The organism is Fontivita pretiosa, assembly GCF_050410795.1.
GTDB lineage: Bacteria > Planctomycetota > Phycisphaerae > Tepidisphaerales > Tepidisphaeraceae > Fontivita > Fontivita pretiosa.
Window position 1 is genome coordinate 3,449,244 of sequence record NZ_CP191258.1, and the last position, 18,341, is coordinate 3,467,584.

Annotated in this window: 15 protein-coding genes; 7 read left to right on the forward strand and 8 right to left on the reverse strand. The window is 63.7% G+C overall.

From position 1 onward, the window contains the following. Nucleotides 1-88 precede the first annotated feature (88 nt). Nucleotides 89-223, reverse strand: a complete 135-nt coding sequence (locus tag ACQS5P_RS13990) for a hypothetical protein (protein ID WP_428937239.1) — start codon at nt 221-223, stop codon at nt 89-91. A gap of 81 nt (nt 224-304) precedes the next feature. On the opposite strand from ACQS5P_RS13990, the gene ACQS5P_RS13995 reads away from it, so the two are divergent. From ACQS5P_RS13995 to ACQS5P_RS14005, 3 genes are all read left to right on the forward strand, one after another. Next, nucleotides 305-775, forward strand: coding sequence for an MOSC domain-containing protein (locus ACQS5P_RS13995; RefSeq protein WP_428937240.1), 471 nt, complete (start codon nt 305-307; stop codon nt 773-775). Between the two features lie 106 nt (nt 776-881). Next, nucleotides 882-1,460 (forward strand): NADH-quinone oxidoreductase subunit C, encoded by a 579-nt coding sequence (locus ACQS5P_RS14000; RefSeq protein WP_428937241.1) that lies wholly within the window; start codon nt 882-884, stop codon nt 1,458-1,460. Nucleotides 1,461-1,474: 14 nt separating this feature from the next. Further along, on the forward strand, nt 1,475-2,461 hold the full coding sequence (locus tag ACQS5P_RS14005) for an aldo/keto reductase (RefSeq protein WP_428937242.1): 987 nt from the start codon (nt 1,475-1,477) through the stop codon (nt 2,459-2,461). A 63-nt stretch (nt 2,462-2,524) separates the two neighbouring features. Here ACQS5P_RS14005 and ilvB read toward each other — a convergent pair whose 3' ends face one another. Then, nucleotides 2,525-4,288 carry a biosynthetic-type acetolactate synthase large subunit gene (gene ilvB / locus ACQS5P_RS14010; RefSeq protein WP_428937243.1) on the reverse strand — a complete coding sequence of 588 codons (1,764 nt, stop codon included), beginning with the start codon at nt 4,286-4,288 and terminating at the stop codon, nt 2,525-2,527. Nucleotides 4,289-4,735: 447 nt separating this feature from the next. Here ilvB and ACQS5P_RS14015 point away from each other — a divergent pair, with 447 nt between their 5' ends. Beyond that, nucleotides 4,736-5,011, forward strand: coding sequence for a type II toxin-antitoxin system HicB family antitoxin (locus ACQS5P_RS14015; protein ID WP_428937244.1), 276 nt, complete (start codon nt 4,736-4,738; stop codon nt 5,009-5,011). A gap of 153 nt (nt 5,012-5,164) precedes the next feature. On the opposite strand, the gene ACQS5P_RS14020 is transcribed toward ACQS5P_RS14015, so the two are convergent. The 3 genes from ACQS5P_RS14020 to ACQS5P_RS14030 form a co-directional block, all read right to left on the reverse strand. After that, entirely contained in the window at nt 5,165-6,625 is a 1,461-nt protein-coding gene (locus ACQS5P_RS14020; protein WP_428937245.1) for a tetratricopeptide repeat protein, read from the reverse strand. 96 nt (nt 6,626-6,721) lie between these two features. After that, a complete protein-coding gene (locus ACQS5P_RS14025; protein ID WP_428937246.1) occupies nt 6,722-9,463 on the reverse strand; it encodes an MGH1-like glycoside hydrolase domain-containing protein in 2,742 nt (913 codons plus the stop codon). Between the two features lie 62 nt (nt 9,464-9,525). After that, on the reverse strand, nt 9,526-10,266 hold the full coding sequence (locus ACQS5P_RS14030) for an RraA family protein (protein WP_428937247.1): 741 nt from the start codon (nt 10,264-10,266) through the stop codon (nt 9,526-9,528). Between the two features lie 216 nt (nt 10,267-10,482). Here ACQS5P_RS14030 and ACQS5P_RS14035 point away from each other — a divergent pair, with 216 nt between their 5' ends. From ACQS5P_RS14035 to ACQS5P_RS14045, 3 genes are all read left to right on the forward strand, one after another. After that, a complete protein-coding gene (locus tag ACQS5P_RS14035) occupies nt 10,483-12,489 on the forward strand; it encodes a 2-oxoacid:acceptor oxidoreductase subunit alpha (RefSeq protein ID WP_428937248.1) in 2,007 nt (668 codons plus the stop codon). 68 nt (nt 12,490-12,557) lie between these two features. After that, on the forward strand, nt 12,558-13,580 hold the full coding sequence (locus tag ACQS5P_RS14040; protein WP_428937249.1) for a 2-oxoacid:ferredoxin oxidoreductase subunit beta: 1,023 nt from the start codon (nt 12,558-12,560) through the stop codon (nt 13,578-13,580). 251 nt (nt 13,581-13,831) lie between these two features. After that, on the forward strand, nt 13,832-15,280 hold the full coding sequence (locus tag ACQS5P_RS14045; RefSeq protein WP_428937250.1) for a hypothetical protein: 1,449 nt from the start codon (nt 13,832-13,834) through the stop codon (nt 15,278-15,280). On the opposite strand, the gene ACQS5P_RS14050 is transcribed toward ACQS5P_RS14045, so the two are convergent. The 3 genes from ACQS5P_RS14050 to folE are packed head-to-tail and all read right to left on the reverse strand — an operon-like array spanning nt 15,192 to nt 18,314. Next, a complete protein-coding gene (locus ACQS5P_RS14050; protein WP_428937251.1) occupies nt 15,192-15,791 on the reverse strand; it encodes a Fe(2+)-trafficking protein in 600 nt (199 codons plus the stop codon). The two genes, ACQS5P_RS14045 and ACQS5P_RS14050, sit on opposite strands and share 89 nt — an antisense overlap. Before the next feature lie 8 nt (nt 15,792-15,799). Next, the gene (locus ACQS5P_RS14055) at nt 15,800-17,686 is read right to left on the reverse strand and encodes a hypothetical protein (protein ID WP_428937252.1); all 1,887 of its coding nucleotides are present in this window, start codon (nt 17,684-17,686) and stop codon (nt 15,800-15,802) included. Beyond that, complete coding sequence (folE, locus tag ACQS5P_RS14060) at nt 17,673-18,314, reverse strand: GTP cyclohydrolase I FolE (RefSeq protein ID WP_428937253.1); 642 nt, start codon at nt 18,312-18,314, stop codon at nt 17,673-17,675. Before folE ends, ACQS5P_RS14055 begins: the two co-directional genes overlap by 14 nt. Nucleotides 18,315-18,341: the final 27 nt, after the last annotated feature.

The following is an 18,341-nucleotide window of genomic DNA, read 5'->3' on the forward strand; positions in this document are numbered from 1 at the left end:
ACACCCGTGATGCGGTCACGTGACACGTGATGGCCCGCGGCGTGACGATGGTGCTCGTGAGATTCCACGCTGGCAAAGAAACAGGTCATCACGTGCTCAGGTCATGACGATACTTCGGTCCGACAAGCACGCGCAAGGCTGCCGGCGCGATCGTGAAAGTCGCCGGATCGTTGCCGATCAGCTCGCCGTCGAGTCGATTGTCCGTCAGCCTGTGCGTGGGCATCGGTTGACCCGGTGCATCTGTGCAAACGGGAGAATCTGTGGTTCAATCAGTGTGCGGGCCGCAGCGGCAAAGGGAGCAGCCATGTCAGCAGACAGCGGAAGCGTCGTCGCGATCTTTATCGCCGCCCGAAGCGCCGAGCCGATGGTCTCGGTGCCTTCGGCGCAGGTTGTGGCAGGCAGGGGAATCGTGGGCGATCGCAAATTCCGCGATCCGGGTCATCCGAAGAAGGACACGCCCGAACGCGAGATCACGCTGATCGAATCCGAAGCGATCGAGGCGGTGAACCGCGACTATCCCCTGCGACTGGAGCCGATCGAGACACGCCGGAACCTGCTCACGCGCGGCGTGGCGCTGAATCACCTGGTCGGCCGCCAGTTCATGGTCGGCTCGGTGCGGATGCGTGGCCTGATGCTCTGCGAGCCGTGCAGGCATGTGGAAAGCCTGACCCGCCCCGGGGTGATGCGGGCCCTGATTCATCGCGGCGGGCTGCGGGCGCAGATTCTGGACGACGGCGTGATCTCGGTTGGCGACAGCATCCGCAGCGTGGATTGACGCGTCGATTCTTGTGCTCCTGTGGGTGCATCCGCTCGTCCCCGGCGATGCAGCGCGGTGTCTCGCTTGACGGACCGCGCGCGGCTCTTACGATCTTGAGCGAGTCATGACCCGAACCATCCATCACCCGGCCCTGGCGCCGCTGAAATCGAAGTTCGCGGACACGAAGTTTCTGGTCGGCGAGTTTCGCGACATGGTTACCGTCGTCGTACCGCGCGAAAAGATTGTCCCGGTCTGCACTTTCCTGCGCGACGATCCGGCGCTGCGATATGACATGCTCTTTGAGCTTAACGGCGTGGATTACCTCAACTTCCCCGGCGCCAGGCACCGCTTCGGCGTCAATTACGGGCTGCTCTCGATTCCCAACAACAACCGGCTGTGGCTGAAGGTTTTTCTCGATCCGACTCAGGACACCTCCCCGGGCAGGGACTGGCGCGATGAAGAGGTCGTGGAGAAGGGCGACCCGGGGCTGAAGGTGGACAGCGTCTGCGGCGTCTGGCCCGGCGCCGAATGGATGGAACGCGAGGTCTATGACATGTTCGGGATCATTTTCGTCGGGCATCCGGACCTGCGGCGGATCCTCACGTGGAACGGTTTTGGCAGCTATCCATTGCGCAAGGACTATCCGGTGCGCGGGATCGGCGAGCGCGAGAACTACAAGATCGTGACCCGCGAGGGGGCTTGAGGGCGGATAAGGCCATGCGATACCGCGAGCTGGGCAGGACGGGCTGGAGCGTTTCCGAAGTCTCCTTCGGCGCCTGGGCGATCGGCGGGGCGTGGGGAGAAGTGGACGACGCCACCTCCCTTGCGGCGCTGAACCGCGCGGTCGATCTGGGCGTCAATTTCATCGACACCGCCGACGTGTATGGCGACGGACGATCCGAGCGGCTGATCGCCAGGCTCAGGAAAGATCGCCCGCGCGACACGATCTATGTCGCAACGAAAGCGGGCAGGCGGCTCAGTCCCCACACCGCCGACGGGTACAACCGCGAGAACCTCACTCGCTTCGTCGATCGAAGTCTGAAAAATCTCCAGACCGATGCGCTGGACCTGTTGCAGCTCCACTGTCCGCCTGTGGAGGTGTACTACCGCCCGGAAGTCTTCGGCGTGCTGGATGATCTGGTTCGGCAGGGCAAGATCCGCTTCTACGGCGTCAGCGTCGAGAAGGTTGAAGAGGCGCTGAAGGCGATCGAGTATCCCAACGTCCAGACGGTGCAGATCATCTTCAACATGTTCCGTCACCGCCCGGCCGAACTGTTCTTCGAGCAGGCAAAGAAGCGCAAGGTCGGCATCCTGGCGCGGGTTCCGCTGGCCAGCGGGCTGCTGAGCGGGAAGATGACCCGACAGACGCAATTCGCGCCGGATGATCATCGCAACTTCAACCGCCATGGCGAGGCGTTCGATGTCGGCGAGACGTTCAGCGGGGTGGATTTCGAGACGGGGCTGAAGGCCGTCGAGGAGCTTAAACCCCTGGTTCCGGCGGGCGCGACGCTGGCGCAACTGGCGCTGCGGTGGATCCTGATGTTCGACGCGGTGAGCTGTGTGATTCCCGGCGCCAGGAATCCTGAGCAGGCCGAGGCCAACGCCCGGGCGTCGGACCTGCCGCCGCTGAGCGACGCCCAGATGGCACGGGTCCGCCAGGTGTACGATCGATACATCCGCGATCAGGTGCACCACCGCTGGTGAGAAGCCTTGGCCCTGCCCATCGCGGCGATGGGCCAGTGCATGGGCCGTCGGGCGCGGCGGCGGCTACGCCAGCGTCCCCATCTCCATCTCGTGCAGCCCCTTGCCCGCCGGGACCATCGGGTACACGTGCTCGTTCGGCTCGACGTGGAAGTCCACGACGATCGGCCCCTTGTGCGCGAGCATTTCGCTGACGGCCTTCTCGACATCGGCCTTGTGCTCACAGCGGATGCCGCGAATGCCGCAGGCTTCGGCCAGCTTGGCGAAGTCCGGGTTTTTCATGGCGCTTTGGCTGTAGCGGCGCTGGTAGAACAGGTCCTGCCATTGCTTGACCATTCCCTGGAAGTTGTTGTTGAGGATGGCGACTTTCACGGGGATGTTGTACTCGGCGATGGTGGGCAGCTCGAACATGGTCATGCAGAACGATGCGTCGCCGTCGATGTCGATGACGATTTTGCCCGGAGCGCCCAGTGCCGCGCCCATCGCCGCCGGCAGGCCGTAGCCCATCGTTCCCAGCCCGCCACTGGTGATCATCTGCCTTGGGTATCGCCAGCGGTAGAACTGCGCCGCCCACATCTGGTGCTGGCCCACACCGGTGGTGATGATCGCCTCTCCGCTGGTCTGGCGGCTGATCTGCTCGATGACGTACTGCGGTTTGGTGTTGCCCGTGTCGTCGAAGTACCTGAACGGGTAGCGTTTTTTCCAGGCATTGATCTGGGCGAACCACTCCTTGCGCTCGCGGTACTCGATATACGGCAGCATCGCCTCCAGGCTCAACCGCGCGTCGCCGACCACCGGCACGTCCACGTCCACGTTCTTGCTGATCGAGGACGGGTCGATATCGATGTGGATGATCTTGGCGTGCGGCGCGAAAGTCGCTAGGTTTCCGGTCACACGATCGTCGAAGCGTGCGCCGACGGCGATCAGGCAATCGCACTCCTGCACCGCATAGTTGGCGAACGCGCTGCCGTGCATGCCCAGCATGTACAGCGCCTTGGGATCGTGCTCGTCGAATGCGCCCAGCCCCAGCAGCGTGGTGGTCACGGGGATATTGCCCTTGTCGGCGAGCTTGCGGAGAACTTCCGACGCCCCGGCCGTGATCGCGCCGCCGCCCACGTACAGCACCGGCTTTTCGCTGCGGTTGATCAGCTCGGCGGCGTCCATGACCTGCTTGTGCGTGCCGCCGCTCAGCGAAACCTTCTTTCGCCGCAGGATGTGCTCGCGAGGCGTGTCGCTGACCTCCTCGGGACAGATCGCGGTCGTCACATCCTTGGGCAGATCGATCAGGACCGGTCCGGGCCGGCCGCTGGTGGCAATCAGGAATGCCTCGTTGACCACTCGCGGCAGATCACGCACGTCCTTGACCAGGTAGTTCCACTTGGTGCAGGGTCGGCTGATGCCGGTCACGTCGGCTTCCTGAAACGCGTCGTTGCCGATCACTTTGGTGGCCACCTGACCGGAAAAGACGATGATCGGGACCGAGTCCATCAGGGCGGTGGCCAGCGGCGTGATGGTGTTGGTGGCGCCCGGGCCGGAAGTGACGATGCACACGCCAGGCTTGCCGGTGACGCGGGCGTAGCCGTCGGCGGCGTGACCGGCGCCCTGCTCGTGGCGATTGAGGATGAACCTGGCGGGGGTCTTGTAGAGCTGGTCGAACACCGGCAGGATCGCCCCTCCCGGGTAGCCGAACATCACCTCGACGTGATGGTCGCTGATGAGCATTTCATGCAGAATCTGCGCGCCGCTCTTGCCCTTGTAACGGGGTTTGGCGTCGGTTCGGCTTGAAGCGGCCGCTGGAGCGGAGATCTTGGCGTTGTTCAGCATCGTCATGGCAGTTCTCTCTGTTTCAGCTCGTTGCAGGTCTGATGATATCTGCTGGCCCGATCATTGAGCATCGAATCGCGATGAAGAGTGCCGACTCTAGCTATATTGCCGGGCAACTTCAACAGCTATCTTGATTTACGAACGACAGACGAATCGGAAAACTTCGGGAAACAACCAGCTCGGAGGTGGGCCGGCCGCCGCGGATGCAGCAGGCGCGGCCTATCGTACGACGACCGTAAGCGGCAGGAGGATCAGTCGCATGATCGTCCGGTGACTCATGGTGATGGCACTATACCACACATCGGCCACAAAAGCCAGCCCGCTTCAGCGGTGAACGGCGCGCCAGTGACGGTTTGGGGTCAGGATTTGCACGGCCCGGATGGATCGGTTCGACTTGCCGCGGCGGCCAAGTTCGGCTTGACGCGACTCGGCCCGGTTGATCAACTGATAGGCATGAAGCAGCGCTACCACACCATCATCAAGCCGGAGCGCAACGGATGGTTTGTGGGTTGGGTCGAAGAGATTCCCGGCACCATCACATACGGCAAATCTCTGGAGGAGTGTCGGCGGAATCTCAAGGACTCGCTGTTGCTGATGCTGGAGACGCATCGCGACGAGGCGCGGCAGGCGCTCGACGCATCGTGCATCCAGGAGTCGATCGAGATCGAGGTCATCGACTCGCCGTCGCCGAATGCGACGCAGGAGCAGCCCAGTCCTGCTTTCGCCTGACGCACCACAGGTCCGGCCGTTGGCTCTTTCGCCACTTCAGGCCCGTCTTTCGCCGTGCAAGCGGCGGCTGCACCGGCAGCAGGTGTTTGTGCGCGCCCCTGGCGTTCACGTCAGCCGGGAAAGACGCTGTCTGAGCCGCTCAATGCGGACACTTCACGGTGCTCCGACGCCGAGGGCGTTGTTGGTTGTGGGCGCATCAACCGGTTGAGAAGCCGGCCCGGTGGTTGGCGAGGCGTCGATCGGCGGCGCGGGCGGCGGCTCGGCAGTCTCCGCCGCGGCAGGAGGCATGCCTTCCACGCCGACGATCTGCATGATTCCCGTAAACTGAGGAACCGGCACCTGCTGCTGCACCCGCTTGACCTGTTCCCGCAGCATTGCCTGCTTCGTCGCCAGCGATCGTTTTTCCTCCTCCAGCGAGCGGTTGTCGTTCAGAAGGTCGTAGTACCGCCGGGGCAGAGGGATCATGTGTGCCGTGCCGTCCTTGTCGATAAACAGGCTGTGTCGCTTCAGCTCAGCGATCTCCTCTTGGTTGCGCCGGATCTGATCATCGATCTGCGCCATCCGCGCCGTCGCCTGGTCGAACTCCATCTGTATCGCCTGGAGCCTCTCTCGCACCTGTCGCTCGGCGGCTTTCAGCTCATCCAGGGCCTTCTGGTTGATCCATTGCCCGCCCCAGCGATACAGCCCCTGCTGGGCCATCTGGTGCTGGAGGACCAGATCCTGCTCGGCAAAGCGTCGCACGACCCTGGCCACCAGGTTGTTCTTGCGTTGCTCCTCCGGAGGGATCGCGCCCAGCGCCTCGGCAACATTGTCGAGGATGAAACGGTTGACCGGCTCGGCCTCCATCGCCTGATCGAAATAGTTCAGCGCCGCGTTCTGCGCATTCAGGCGATAAAGGATCACACCCAGATTGTTCAGCGTTGGCGCGTGCCGTTCGAGTCGGGCGTTGACCGCTTCGAACTCCTTTCTGGCTTCGGCGAACTTGTTCTGGCGGTACAGCGCCACGCCCCTGAGGTAATGTGCCGAGGGATTGTGCGGGTCCAGCTCCAGCGCCTGCTGGAGGATCTGCTCGGCCTCACGCAGCTTGTTCTGCCGCATCAGCTCTCGCGCTTCGACCGCCAGCGACGTTGCCTGTGCCTGGAGGATCTGGACCTGCTGGGGTGAAATCCATTGATTGCCGTATTTGACCAGGCCGCGGTCGCGTCGTTCGCGCCACATCGACAGGTCGATCTGGGCTTCGGCGACGATGCGTGCGTCGCGGGTGTTCTCGATAAACCGCTCATACCGCTGGATGATCTGGTTGATGTCGCTGAGCGCCTCGACGCTGCGGCGCAGGGAGGCCAGACCCAGTTCCGCCGCCGCCGGTTCGGCTCCGCGTGCCGGTCCGCTGGCCGGGCCCGACGTGGCGCCCAGCTCGATCGACCGAACCGCGCCCAGGGCCACGGCCCGCGTCGTGCCGTCCGGCAGCGTAATCAGCCATCCATCCTCGCCGCGCTTGACGTCTCCTTGCAGGCGAGTGCCATCCTTGAGGACCAGCACATCAGCACTGACCGGGCCAATCGCCAGGATGATGGTCAGGGCAAACGCGATATAGCCTTGTACGCGGGCAGGCATCGTTGGCTCATTCTCCGCACGAGTTAGACAACTGTAGCCCTCAAAGGTTGCCGAGTCCGGTTCGGAGCGATCGCGCCGGCGAATCGACGTGCATCGCTAGGGCGCCTGCCGGCCGCTGCTGCGCGCCTGGGCGATGCTTTCCAGGCATCGCGTCACCAGCGAGGTCCAGCCCGTCTGGTGTGATGCGCCCAGCCCCTTTCCGTTCTCGCCGTGGAAGTACTCGTGAAACAACAGCAGATCTGCCCAGTATGGATCGGTGGCGTAACGGGGGTCATCGCCCATGCAGGGCCGCCGGCCGGTCGAATCGGGCAAAAACAGCCTGACCAGCCGGGTCTGCAACTCCCTGGCGACCTCCAGCAGCGTCATCCGCCGCCCCGAGCCGCTGGGGCACTGCACGGTGAACTGCTCGCCGTAAAAGTGGTGATATCGCTCCAACGCCTCAATCAGCAGATAGTTCAGGCAGAACCACACCGGCCCGCGCCAGTTGGAGTTGCCACCGAACAGGTTGGTGTCCGACTCGCCGGGCACATACCGCACGCTCAGATCGCGATCGTCGATGCGGACGACGAACGGCTGGGCCAGATGTGCCCTTGACAATGAGCGGATTCCGAACGGGCTGAGCAACTCGTTCTCGTCCAGCACATACCGCAGCACACGATCCAGCTTCTGCTGTGAAGGGATGGCCAGCAGATACCTTCCGGCGTGCTGTGCGTCGCCGCCTTCCATGTAGGTGATGAATCGGGCCAGGTCCCTGCGATTGTGAAGGAACCAGTTCATGCGTTTTCGGAATCCCGGCAGCCGGTCGATGACGCTGCGTTCCAGCACCTCGACCGCCAGCAGAGGGACAAGCCCGACGTAGGAGCGGATTCGCAGCGGGGTGCTGAGGCCATTGGTGTGGATCTGGTCGTAGTAAAAGCCATCGTCTTCATTCCACAGTCCGGTTCCCCCGACGGTGTTGATCGCATCGGTGATGGCGACGAAGTGCTCGAAGAACTTGCTGGCCAAGTCCTCGTATTCGGGGCATTCTGACGCCAGTTCCAGCGCCATGGCCAGCATGGTGCCGCAATAGAACGCCATCCAGGCGGTTCCGTCGGCCTGCTCCAGTCGCATGCCGCTGGGCAGCGGGCGGGAACGATCGAACATCGCAATGTTGTCCAGCCCCAGGAACCCTCCGGCGAAGATGTGCCGGCCGGTGATGTCCTTGCGATTGACCCACCAGGTGAAATTGATCAGCAGCTTCTGAAACGTGCGGGCCAGAAACAGCCGGTCACGCTGGCCCCGGCTGGCCGTGATTTTGTAGACGCGCCAGCACGCCCAGGCGTGTACCGGAGGATGCACGTCGGAGAAATTGAACTCGCAGGCGGGCAACTGCCCATTGGGATGCATGTACCACTCACGCAGCAGCAGCACGAGTTGCGCCTTGGCAAACTCAGGATCCACCCGCGCCATCGGCAGCATGTGAAACGCCAAATCCCACGCCGCGTACCAGGGATATTCCCACTTGTCGGGCACCGACAGGACATCGCGGTTGTACAGGTGGGTCCAGTCGCTGTTTCGTCCGCGTTTTCGGCTGACCGGAGGCTTGGGCTGATGCGGATCGCCCTCCAGCCAGTCCTTGATCACGTAGTGATAGAACTGCCTGCTCCACAGCAGCCCCGCGTATGCCTGCCGCGCCACCAGCGACTCCTGCGCTGTCAGCTCCGCGGGCAGAACCTGAGCGTAGAACGCATCGGCCTCGGCGATTCGCTGGCGAAACGTCTCGTCGAATCCGGGGCCGAACGGCTCGCCGCCCGGGGCTTCTTCCTCGGCGAACAGCCGCAGGCGCACCGTCGCTGATCCGCCCGGCGGCAGATCCAGCAGGTACAGGGCCGCGGCCTTGGTCCCAACAGCTCGCGGGTTGATCGATCCGCTGCGGGCGTCGATCACGTATTCGTGGAACGCGTCCTTGACGAATCCGCCGTTGGTCGTCGCACCGTAGAGCCGAACCAGATTCGTGTCGTTGTCGGTGAAGATGAACTCCGGCGCCTGCCCCTGATGAGGCTCGGCCTCCAGCCGCCAGCGACCGAGCGTAAAGTGCCACAACTGAAGCGACGTGGGTCCGCGCAGTCGCAGGTACGGGCGGTGGTCGCTCAAGCCTTCGCTGGTGGCGCCCCAGGACCAGGTATTGCGAAACCAGGCGGTGGGAATCAGGTGCAGCGGCGCCTGCTCGGGGCCACGATTGTAGACCGTCAGGCGGATCAGGATATCGTTGGGCGATCGCTTGGCATATTCGGCAAACACGTCAAAGTACCGGCCCTGATCGAATACCCCGGTGTCCAGAATCTCAAACTCCGGGGCGCGGCGGCCGCGACGACGGTTCTGCTCCACAAGCTCCAGGTACGGATAGGCCGCCTGCGGATATTTGTACAACCCTTTCAGATACGAGTAGGTCGGTGTGGAATCCAGGTAATAGTAGCATTCCTTCACATCTTCGCCGTGGTTGCCTTCCGGGCCGGTCAGCCCGAACAGGCGCTCCTTGAGGATCGGATCGCGCCCGTTCCACAGAGCCAGGGCAAAACAGAGCCTGCATTCGCGATCGCAGATTCCCAGGATCCCATCTTCGCCCCAGCGGTAGGCGCGGCTGCGCGCGTGATCGTGCGGGAAATAGTTCCACACGTCGCCGTTGGCCGAGTAGTCTTCGCGAACGGTCGCCCACTGTCGCTCGGCCAGGTACGGACCCCAGCGCTTCCAGTTTCTCTCTCGCCTGGCATCCTGTTGCAGTCGCAGATGCTCGGGTGACAGAGCCCTGGCCTGTCGTGGCCGCGCGGTGGATTGATCAGACGCGATTTCGGCTGACATGGTGGCAAGGATGATAACAGCAAGGCGCTGCGTCTGCCGCGCGGCGAGGGCAGCAGCAGCGATTACAGCAGGTCCTTGAAGAACTCCGCCGCCGCCTGCCAGTCCACGCTCTGATCCGGCGGCTTGCCCAGACGTTCATAGAGTTGTCGGCGGGATTTTTTGTCTTCCACGGCGATGCGGGCCGCGATCGCCAGGACTTCCTCGGCGATTTCGATAGGAACCACGACGCAGCCGTCGAAGTCGCAGCCGACAATGTCTCCCGGGCGGACCATCACGCCGCCGCAACTGATCGGCGTCTGCACCTCCATGACCTGCACGCGCCCGGGGATGATGGTTCGCCCGATGCCCGCACAGGCCACGGGAGATCGCTGCGCGATCAGCTCATCGCTGTCGCGGCAGTAGCCTTCGGTGACGATGCCGACCACGCCAGCGGCGGCAAGTGCCAGCGAGTTGTTCGATCCGAAGAATCCGCACTCGCGTGCCCCGCCGGTGGAAGTCACGATCACGCAGCCGGGCTTGACCTGATCCTCGACCCGCGCGGCAAACCCACCCATCCGGCTCCAGATCGCATGCTGCTCCAGCGCCTGCTCGCGGGTGAGAATCGGCATCGGCCGATTCGTCGGCAATACGCGCAGTGTCACCGCCGGACCCCAGAAGCGCAGCCCCAGCCACAGCGGGCGAATCTGGCGGCACATCAGGCAAAGCTCTGCGCGGCCAAGGGCGTCCAGTCCATCGGTCACGTCCGTGACGCGCAGATACCTGCCAAAGCGTTCGGCCAGTCGGAAGGGATCGGATTGGGACATGTGGCGGATTGTAAACACGTTGCGGGCAAAAGCCCGGATGAAACGGAGCAACTGCACAACTTTCCGGCCACCGGGCGTCGCAAACCGCAAGGTTACGCACCTCACGAACCGTGGTCCGCAACAGGCTGCTGGCTTTGTGGACGAAGGAATCTATAATTGGCCAGTGCATCTGAGCATTGACCTGTCAACAGCGCGTCGTTTAGTCGAGGAGCTTGAATGAGCAACGCCAGCCTTTCGGAGGGTCCCCAGTCGGGCGACACAGCCGCCTCGGGAAGTTCCAGCACAACCACCGCCGACACTGCGACCGCCACCGCGCCACCCGGCAAGCCGCGCAAGAGAGTGATCACCGTGCCGGAAGTCACCGTGCGCTTCGCCGGTGACAGCGGCGACGGCATGCAGTTGGCCGGCACGCAGTTCAGCGACACGTCGGCGATCGTGGGCAACGACATCAGCACGCTGCCGGACTTTCCGGCGGAGATCCGCGCGCCGGCGGGCACGCCCGCGGGAGTCAGCGGATTCCAGATCCACTTTTCCAGCAGGGACATCTTCACTCCCGGCGACACGGTCGATGCGCTGGTGGCGATGAACCCGGCGGCACTGAAGGCAAATCTGCGCTGCGTCCGGGAGGGCGGAATCATCATCGTCAACGAGGATGCGTTCACTCCCAACGACCTGAAGAAGGCCGGGTATGCGCAAAATCCGCTTGAGGATGGGTCGCTCTCGCATTACCGCGTGATTCGGGTTCCGATCAACAAGCTGACCATCGCCGCCGCCAAGGACACGGGCCTGGGCGCCAAGGAGATCGACCGCTGCAAAAACATGTTCGCTCTGGGGCTGTGCTACTGGCTGTACAACCGCCCGCTGGAGCCGACGCTTCAGTTCATCAACGAGAAGTTCGGCAAGCGGAATCCGGCGGTGGCGATGGCCAACGCGCTGGCGTTGAAGGCCGGGCACGCCTTCGGAGAAACCGCCGAGCTTTTCAACGAGCAGTATCAGGTGCCCCGCGCGTCTCTGCCGCCGGGGAGGTATCGAAAGGTGACCGGCAACGAGGCGGTGGCCATCGGCATGGTTGTCGCCGCCAAACTCGCCAACAAGGAGCTGGTCTATTGCAGCTATCCGATCACGCCGGCCAGCGACATCCTGCATGAACTGGCGGCGCTGAAGAACTACGGCGTGATCACGTTCCAGGCCGAGGACGAGATCGCCGCGTTGGGCGCGGCGATCGGCGCCAGCTTCGGCGGGGCACTGGGTGCCACCGGAACCAGCGGCCCGGGACTGGCGCTGAAGTCCGAAGCCATCGGGCTTGCGGTGATGACTGAGCTGCCCGTGGTGATCGTGGACGTGCAGCGGGGCGGGCCCAGCACCGGGCTGCCGACCAAAACCGAACAGGCGGACCTGCTTCAGGCCATGTTCGGACGCAATGGCGAGTGCCCGGTGCCGGTGATCGCCGCCTGCTCCCCGGCCGACTGCTTCGATGCCACCGTCGAAGCCTTCACCATCGCCACCAAATACATGACTCCGGTGCTGCTGCTGACCGACGGATATCTGGCCAACGGCTCCGAGCCCTGGAAGATCCCGGATTTCAACGCGCTGCCGAGAATCCAGATCACGCATCCGACGCAGCCCAATGATCCCAGGGGCTTCATGCCCTACAAGCGAAACCAGGACTATGTCCGCCCCTGGGCGATCCCCGGAACCCCCGGGCTGGAGCATCGAATCGGCGGACTGGAAAAGGAGGACGTGACCGGCGCGGTCAGCTACGACCCGGCCAACCACGAGCACATGGTCAGGACCCGCGCCGCCAAGGTCGCCGGCATCAAGCCCGCCGGACAGGGCTACATCCTCACCGGAGCGCCTCAGGGCAAAGTGCTGGTGGTCGGGTGGGGCGGAACCTACGGGGCGATCAAGGCGGCGACGCTGGAGCTGGCCGTCGAAGGCGTGCAGGGCGTGTCCGCATGCCACATCCGCTACCTCAATCCGCTGCCGCAGGAGCTGGGGCAGTTGATACGCAACTTCGAGCACGTGCTTGTGCCGGAGCTGAACTGCGGGCAGTTGAACCTGCTGCTGCGGGCCACGTATTTGGTCGATTCCAAGCCCCTGACCAAAGTCCGTGGCCAGCCGTTTACGATCAACGAGATCAAGCGGGGTGTGAGGCAGATTCTCGCTGGCGAAACCCCCATGCTCGAAAAGGCCCGCGTCGAGAGCGGCCCCGGAGGCGGATGAGCCGAGGCAGCGACTGACGGGCGGCAAGAGGCAAACGACAACTGGCAACTGATCACTGGCAATCAATCATGAGCATCGCACCAACCCCCAACATTCCCGTCCTTAAGCCCCAGGACTACGCCTCCGACCAGGACATCCGCTGGTGCCCCGGTTGCGGCGACTACTCGATCCTCATGCAGGTGAAGAAGGTCTTCGCCAAGCTCGCGGTGGACCGGTCCAAGACCGTTTTCATCAGCGGGATCGGCTGCTCCAGCCGTTTCCCGTACTACATGAACACCTACGGGATGCACACGATCCACGGTCGGGCGCCGACATTCGCCACGGGGCTGAAGCTGGCGCGGCCGGAGCTGAATGTGTGGCTGGTCACCGGCGACGGCGACGGACTGTCGATCGGCGGCAATCACTTTTTGCACATCATCCGGCGAAATGTGGACGTGAAGATCCTGCTGTTCAACAACCGGATCTATGGGCTGACCAAGGGGCAGTACAGCCCCACCAGCGAAAAGGGGAAGATCACCAAGAGCACGCCGATGGGCGCGCCGGATTCGCCGGTCCGGCCGGTGAGCGTGGCGATCGCGGCCGAGGCCAGCTTCGCCGCACGTGCCATCGATCGCGACGTGAAGCATCTGGAGTATGTGCTGGAGCGCGCCGCCAAACACGTCGGTACCGCCTTCGTCGAAATCTATCAGAACTGCAACATCTTCAACGACGGCGCGTTCGACTACGCCACCGACAAGGAAACCAAGAGCGAGACCACGCTGTATCTGGAACACGGCAAGCCGCTGATTTTCGGCAAGAACAACGACAAGGGCATCCGCCTCAATGGACTTCGTCCGGAGGTGGTCGATCTGAAGACCGTGCCCAAGGACGACCTGCTGGTTCACGATGAGAAGGGACCGTCGAGCCTGGCATTCCTGCTCAGCCGCATGCGTCAGCCGGACTTCCCCGAACCCCTGGGCGTGTTCCGCGCCGTCGAACAGGAACGCTACGTCGATCTGGTGCGAAAGCAGATCGAAAAGGCCAGGGCCGAACGCGGCGAAGGCGATATCCAGAAGCTGATCGACGGCCCGGAGACCTGGACGGTGGCGTGATCCGCGGCCGGGCGATCCTCTGGCCCGCAGCCCGGATGCCCGTGACATCGGAAAATCAATTTCACCAAATCGCCGGCGGCCTCTTGTGCCCTGCGTTGGCGGTGGTAGCATCGATCTCACGTCAACAGATCGCAGAGTCAGGATCGCGCCCGCCTCGCCTTGAACGTTTGTGACGGTCCTGTCGATCATCCATCGCGGGCATCATCAGTCTTGCCGATCCTGCATTCGCCACGACGGAAGGGAGTCTGATCATGTCGCAACACCTGCGCTCCCGAGTCGGTCAAAGGGGATCCAGTTTGAGCGGCGTGCGGTTATGGATGTGCGGTCCATGGCTGTGCCTGGCGATCATCAGCCGCGTCGCGGGGCAGCCCGTAGTCATTCCGCCGGGGCCGGGCAATGGCCTGGTGTTCGAACAGCTCAGCTTCCAGTTCGGCGGCGCGTCGGAGTCATTCTCCCGCTGGGGTGAAGTCACAGCGGATCCGCAGGTGCTTCAGAGCGCGACCGGCATCGCCAGCGGATACCTCAATGTCGTGACGAGCGATGGAGCCGGTGGCACGCAATGGCTGGTGCAGAACCTGTATCTCAATGCCGCCGACGGTTACGGCCCGATCTCGCGCACGTTCGATCTTCTGCAAAGCGGAGCGCATGCGGCGATTTCGGCGCGCGTCGAGTACTCGCCAGCGCCTCTACAGACGATCAGCCCGGGCGGCCAGCAGAGCTTCTCATTGGCGCAGGGCCTGTACAACGCCGAAGGCGCCGGAGACGCCGCCACGTCGTCGATCGGACTGCCCAATCCCCCCAACGCCGTCGGCTTCATCCCCGGCGGGGTCACTACCGTCAACACCAGTCAGCCCAATCTTTCGAACGTGCAGGCGGCGACCAACCAGTGCTTCCCGATGTCGATCGCCAACAGCCTGCAATACCTGGAGAATCGTTTCGGGCTGAACGTTCCGAACAACCATGTGCCGGGAATCAAGGGGGACAACAGCCTCGTCGGCAAGCTCGACACGGCGGCCAACCGCAACGCGCCCAATCGCAACAGCGGCAGCGGCGTGTGGTTCGTGCCCATGCTTCAGGGCAAGTTCCGTTACCTGTCCGACTCCGGGCTGGCCGGCAACCTGATCCACAGGCACCGCGGTATGGGTTACGGCGGAGCGGGCAATCAGCTCCCGGCCGGAAACTTCACCTCCAGCGGGATCACCTCCACCAGCGACGGGATGCCGATCACCTGGCAGTGGATCTGCGATGAGCTGGCGCGCGGCGAAGATGTGGAAATCGTCTGGACCTACGACGACGCGATGGGCAATCCCACCGGCGGACACGCCGTGCGCGTCTTCGAGTGTGGCACAACTTTGGGCATCCCCTGGATCGGATACGCGCACGACAGGCTCCAGAGCAATCTGGACCCGATGGACAACATGGGCCTGGAGACCGTGCGCGAATTCCTCTTTGATTCCGATGCGGACGGCCTGCTGAACATCGGCTCGGCAAATCGCGAGGTGCGATTCGCTTTCTCCGAATCGATCCCCGAGCCGGCGACGTTGGCGCTGCATCTCCTGCCGGCCGGGTTGCTTTGCGGTCGGCGGCGGCAGCGCACGCCCGCCGTCACGATCACCGATTCAGGTTCAGAAACTCGCGGATGTGATGGTTCCAGATCTGCTGCGCCTGCGGGTCGGCCATCGGCAGACGCAGCTCGTTGATGACCTTGGTGCCGAAGGCAATCGCCTCGCGCCAGCAGTCGGCGCAGGTGTTCTGCTGGATCTGCTGTCCAAAGGCGTTGCGGAACGGCGGGGCCGGGAGTTTGGATTTGACCTGCCCGCAGCGTTTGCAGTGGACCTGGCCTTCGCCGACCTGCTGGGGCGTGGCGGCGGCGTCCAGCTCGGGCATTTCCACGCCCAGCTCCCGCAGCATCTTGAGCATCTCGTTTTTCGGCAGAAGGTCGCCACGGTTGTGGGCCGTGCGGGCGCCGGTCTTGAGCGACTCGATCGCCAGATCGCGCTGCCCCAGTGCAAGCTGCGCCTGCGCGAGCAGTTGATAGACCTTGCCGATGTTGGGGTTCAGCGCGATCACCCGCTGAAAGCATTTGGCCGCCTCGGCATACTCGCCCGCGTCCAGCAGCGCGCGGCCAAGCGAGAAATGCCCCAGCTCATTGTTCGGGTCAGCTTCGGACATCCGGCGAAACTGTTCAATGCGGGCTTGGGTGTCGGTCATGGTGACGATTATATGCCTGCCTCGCCTCCGCGCGCAAGCTCCGGGGCAAAACCGAGAAACCGAATCGAGTCGTCGGCGCGATCGTACAGGTAGAAGGCACGGTTGGGCTGGCGCTGCGCGTAGTAACGGAAGATCTCGATGTTGCGCGTCGGGCCAAGATCATGGGCACGGATGATCTGAGCATCATCCGGCCAGGCGACGTCGAAGTTGTAGACCGGCTCTTCCTCGAGCGACTGGCCAGGCGCGTAGCGGAAGAGCACGACGGCCGGCTTGTGTTCAAGCCTGGCCAGCGTCTGGTTCACGCGAGGATGTACCGAAGTCATGAAGAAACTGTCGCTCATGGTGCGGTGAAATTCCGGCAACGAGGCGATCGTCAAGGCGATGATGAGCAGCGTGAGGATCGCGCGCACGACGGACTGATGCCCCGGCCAGAGGGTCGGAAGCGTCTTCCATGCCAGCAGCACGAGCAGGACAACCGCCGGCGCGACGATGATGACGTAGTGAACGAGGAAGAACGGGTAGAGCGAATAGAGCAGGACGAACATCGGCAACACGAGCACAAAGGGCCAGTGCCGCCGCGAGCGCAGACCCACCACGCCCGCAGTCGCCAGCACGAGCAGCAGCGAGTCGGGCAGGGTCTCGCGCAGGAGCAGCGGCAATCGGCGGGCGAGCCAGTCGCGCGCCACAGCGGCGGGGCGGTGGTTGCGGACGAGCTGGACGACGGTCTGGCGGTAAAACGCCTGCTTCTGCGGAATCTGCGAGACCGGTCTGGCATTCGGATCGACTGTCGCAAAGCCGAAGCCGACGTTGGGGTAGTCGCGATCGGTGTAATAACGGAAGGGCGTGGTGAGCCATCGTCCGGTCACGCCGCGGTTGAAGGCCAACTGCACGGCCAGAAAAGGCGCTGCGCAGAGAATGATGATCGCCATCGACTGGATAGCGGCACGGAGACCGCTCGATCGCAGGTCACACAGGAGCATGATTCCGACGGGCACGGCGTAGCAGAGTGCATCGACGGGTCGGGTAATGGCCATGCAGCCGCTGGCACCGCCGAGCAGCACGAGCCAGGCCATCGCGCGCCTCCGTCGCCAGCCGAGCCACGCACCCACCACCACAAGTCCCAGCATCAAGGCCGGAAGATTGGACAGGCTCATCAGGCTCAGCATGCGCAGCAGCGACAGTCCGATGAACAGCAGTGCGGCCAGCGCGCCGGCGGCAGTGTCGCTGCCGAGTGCTTCGCGGAAGACCACAAACGCGATCGCTACCGTCGCGCCCGCCAGCACGAGCGGCACGACCCATGACGGCAATCCAAGCCATACGCCCGGTGCCAGAAGCAAGGCCGTCCCCGGAAAATACATCGAGCTGTAGACCGGATCGACGATGACGTAGAAGGAGTCGAAGAAGTCGGCCAGCGGATGCATGGGCATCCACAGCCGCCCCCGCGCCAGCATCTGGGCCTGGATCTGGTAACTGAACTCGTCCTGATAGATCGGGAAGAAAAAGCGTTGTTGCCGGACGGCGGTGAAATAAAAGTAAGCGCAGGCGATGAGCAGAACGACGAGTGCCATGACGGCCACGTGCGTTCCCCGCGCGCGGCGCAGGGATGCGATGGTCGATTCGATCAGCCACCGCACCGGCGGGAACAGGGGCAGCGCCAGCGCAGCCAGGAGCACGAGCAGTTCGCCAGGCGTGCGGACGAGGCGCTGGTCGATCAGCAGCCAAATCTGAAAGCCCAGGATCAGCAGCAGGATTGCCGCCCAGCGCCAGCCGTGGCCAGCAGGTGTGTCTGCACTGCCCCGGGCGACATCCAATGCTGATTCAGGACCGGTCGGGCTGGATGCCCGCGCCGCGCAAGCGGGGCCGCTGGAAGCAGACGTGCTGCTAGAGCTTGCCATTGCGGTCACTGTACATCAGCGTGAGGATTTCGGCGCGGCTGGAGGGGTTCTCCTTGAAGATGCCGCGCAACGCGCTGGTGACCATCACGCTGCCGGGTTTCTTGGCGCCGCGGATCGTCATGCACGTGTGCGTCGCTTCGATCACGCACGCGGCCCCCATGGGGTTGAGCTCTTCCATCAGGGCGTCGGCGATCTGCGTGGTCAGCCGTTCCTGCACCTGGGGGCGGCGGGCAAAGCCCTCGACCAGCCGCGCCAGCTTGCTCAGACCCACGACTTTCCCGTCCGGCAGATACGCCACGTGCGCCCGGCCGGTAAACGGCAGCAGGTGATGCTCACACAGCGAGTGAAACTCGATGTCGCGAAGCAGGACCACTTCGTCGTAACGCTCGTTGAACGTGGTGCGAAGGTGCTCGCGGGGATCCTGCCGCAATCCGGCCATCAGCTCGGCATAGGCGCGGGCGACGCGGCCGGGCGTCTTGCGCAGCCCCTCGCGATCCGGGTTTTCGCCCACCGCCAGCAGAATCTCCCGCACCGCGCGCTCGATCCGCGGCAGGTCCACGCTCGCCGGCAACGACAGATCCTCGTCAACCTCGATCTCACCGGGACATTGACTGGAAGCTTTGGCCATTCGATGCGATTATAGCCGCAACCAGGG

Coding starts and splice junctions, on each gene's coding strand:
- ACQS5P_RS13990 (WP_428937239.1), bottom strand. CDS start 223: ATGCCCACGCACAGGCTGACGGACAATCGACTCGACGGCGAGCTGATC.
- ACQS5P_RS13995 (WP_428937240.1), top strand. CDS start 305: ATGTCAGCAGACAGCGGAAGCGTCGTCGCGATCTTTATCGCCGCCCGA.
- ACQS5P_RS14000 (WP_428937241.1), top strand. CDS start 882: ATGACCCGAACCATCCATCACCCGGCCCTGGCGCCGCTGAAATCGAAG.
- ACQS5P_RS14005 (WP_428937242.1), top strand. CDS start 1,475: ATGCGATACCGCGAGCTGGGCAGGACGGGCTGGAGCGTTTCCGAAGTC.
- ilvB (WP_428937243.1), bottom strand. CDS start 4,288: ATGACGATGCTGAACAACGCCAAGATCTCCGCTCCAGCGGCCGCTTCA.
- ACQS5P_RS14015 (WP_428937244.1), top strand. CDS start 4,736: ATGAAGCAGCGCTACCACACCATCATCAAGCCGGAGCGCAACGGATGG.
- ACQS5P_RS14020 (WP_428937245.1), bottom strand. CDS start 6,625: ATGCCTGCCCGCGTACAAGGCTATATCGCGTTTGCCCTGACCATCATC.
- ACQS5P_RS14025 (WP_428937246.1), bottom strand. CDS start 9,463: ATGTCAGCCGAAATCGCGTCTGATCAATCCACCGCGCGGCCACGACAG.
- ACQS5P_RS14030 (WP_428937247.1), bottom strand. CDS start 10,266: ATGTCCCAATCCGATCCCTTCCGACTGGCCGAACGCTTTGGCAGGTAT.
- ACQS5P_RS14035 (WP_428937248.1), top strand. CDS start 10,483: ATGAGCAACGCCAGCCTTTCGGAGGGTCCCCAGTCGGGCGACACAGCC.
- ACQS5P_RS14040 (WP_428937249.1), top strand. CDS start 12,558: ATGAGCATCGCACCAACCCCCAACATTCCCGTCCTTAAGCCCCAGGAC.
- ACQS5P_RS14045 (WP_428937250.1), top strand. CDS start 13,832: ATGTCGCAACACCTGCGCTCCCGAGTCGGTCAAAGGGGATCCAGTTTG.
- ACQS5P_RS14050 (WP_428937251.1), bottom strand. CDS start 15,791: ATGACCGACACCCAAGCCCGCATTGAACAGTTTCGCCGGATGTCCGAA.
- ACQS5P_RS14055 (WP_428937252.1), bottom strand. CDS start 17,686: ATGGCAAGCTCTAGCAGCACGTCTGCTTCCAGCGGCCCCGCTTGCGCG.
- folE (WP_428937253.1), bottom strand. CDS start 18,314: ATGGCCAAAGCTTCCAGTCAATGTCCCGGTGAGATCGAGGTTGACGAG.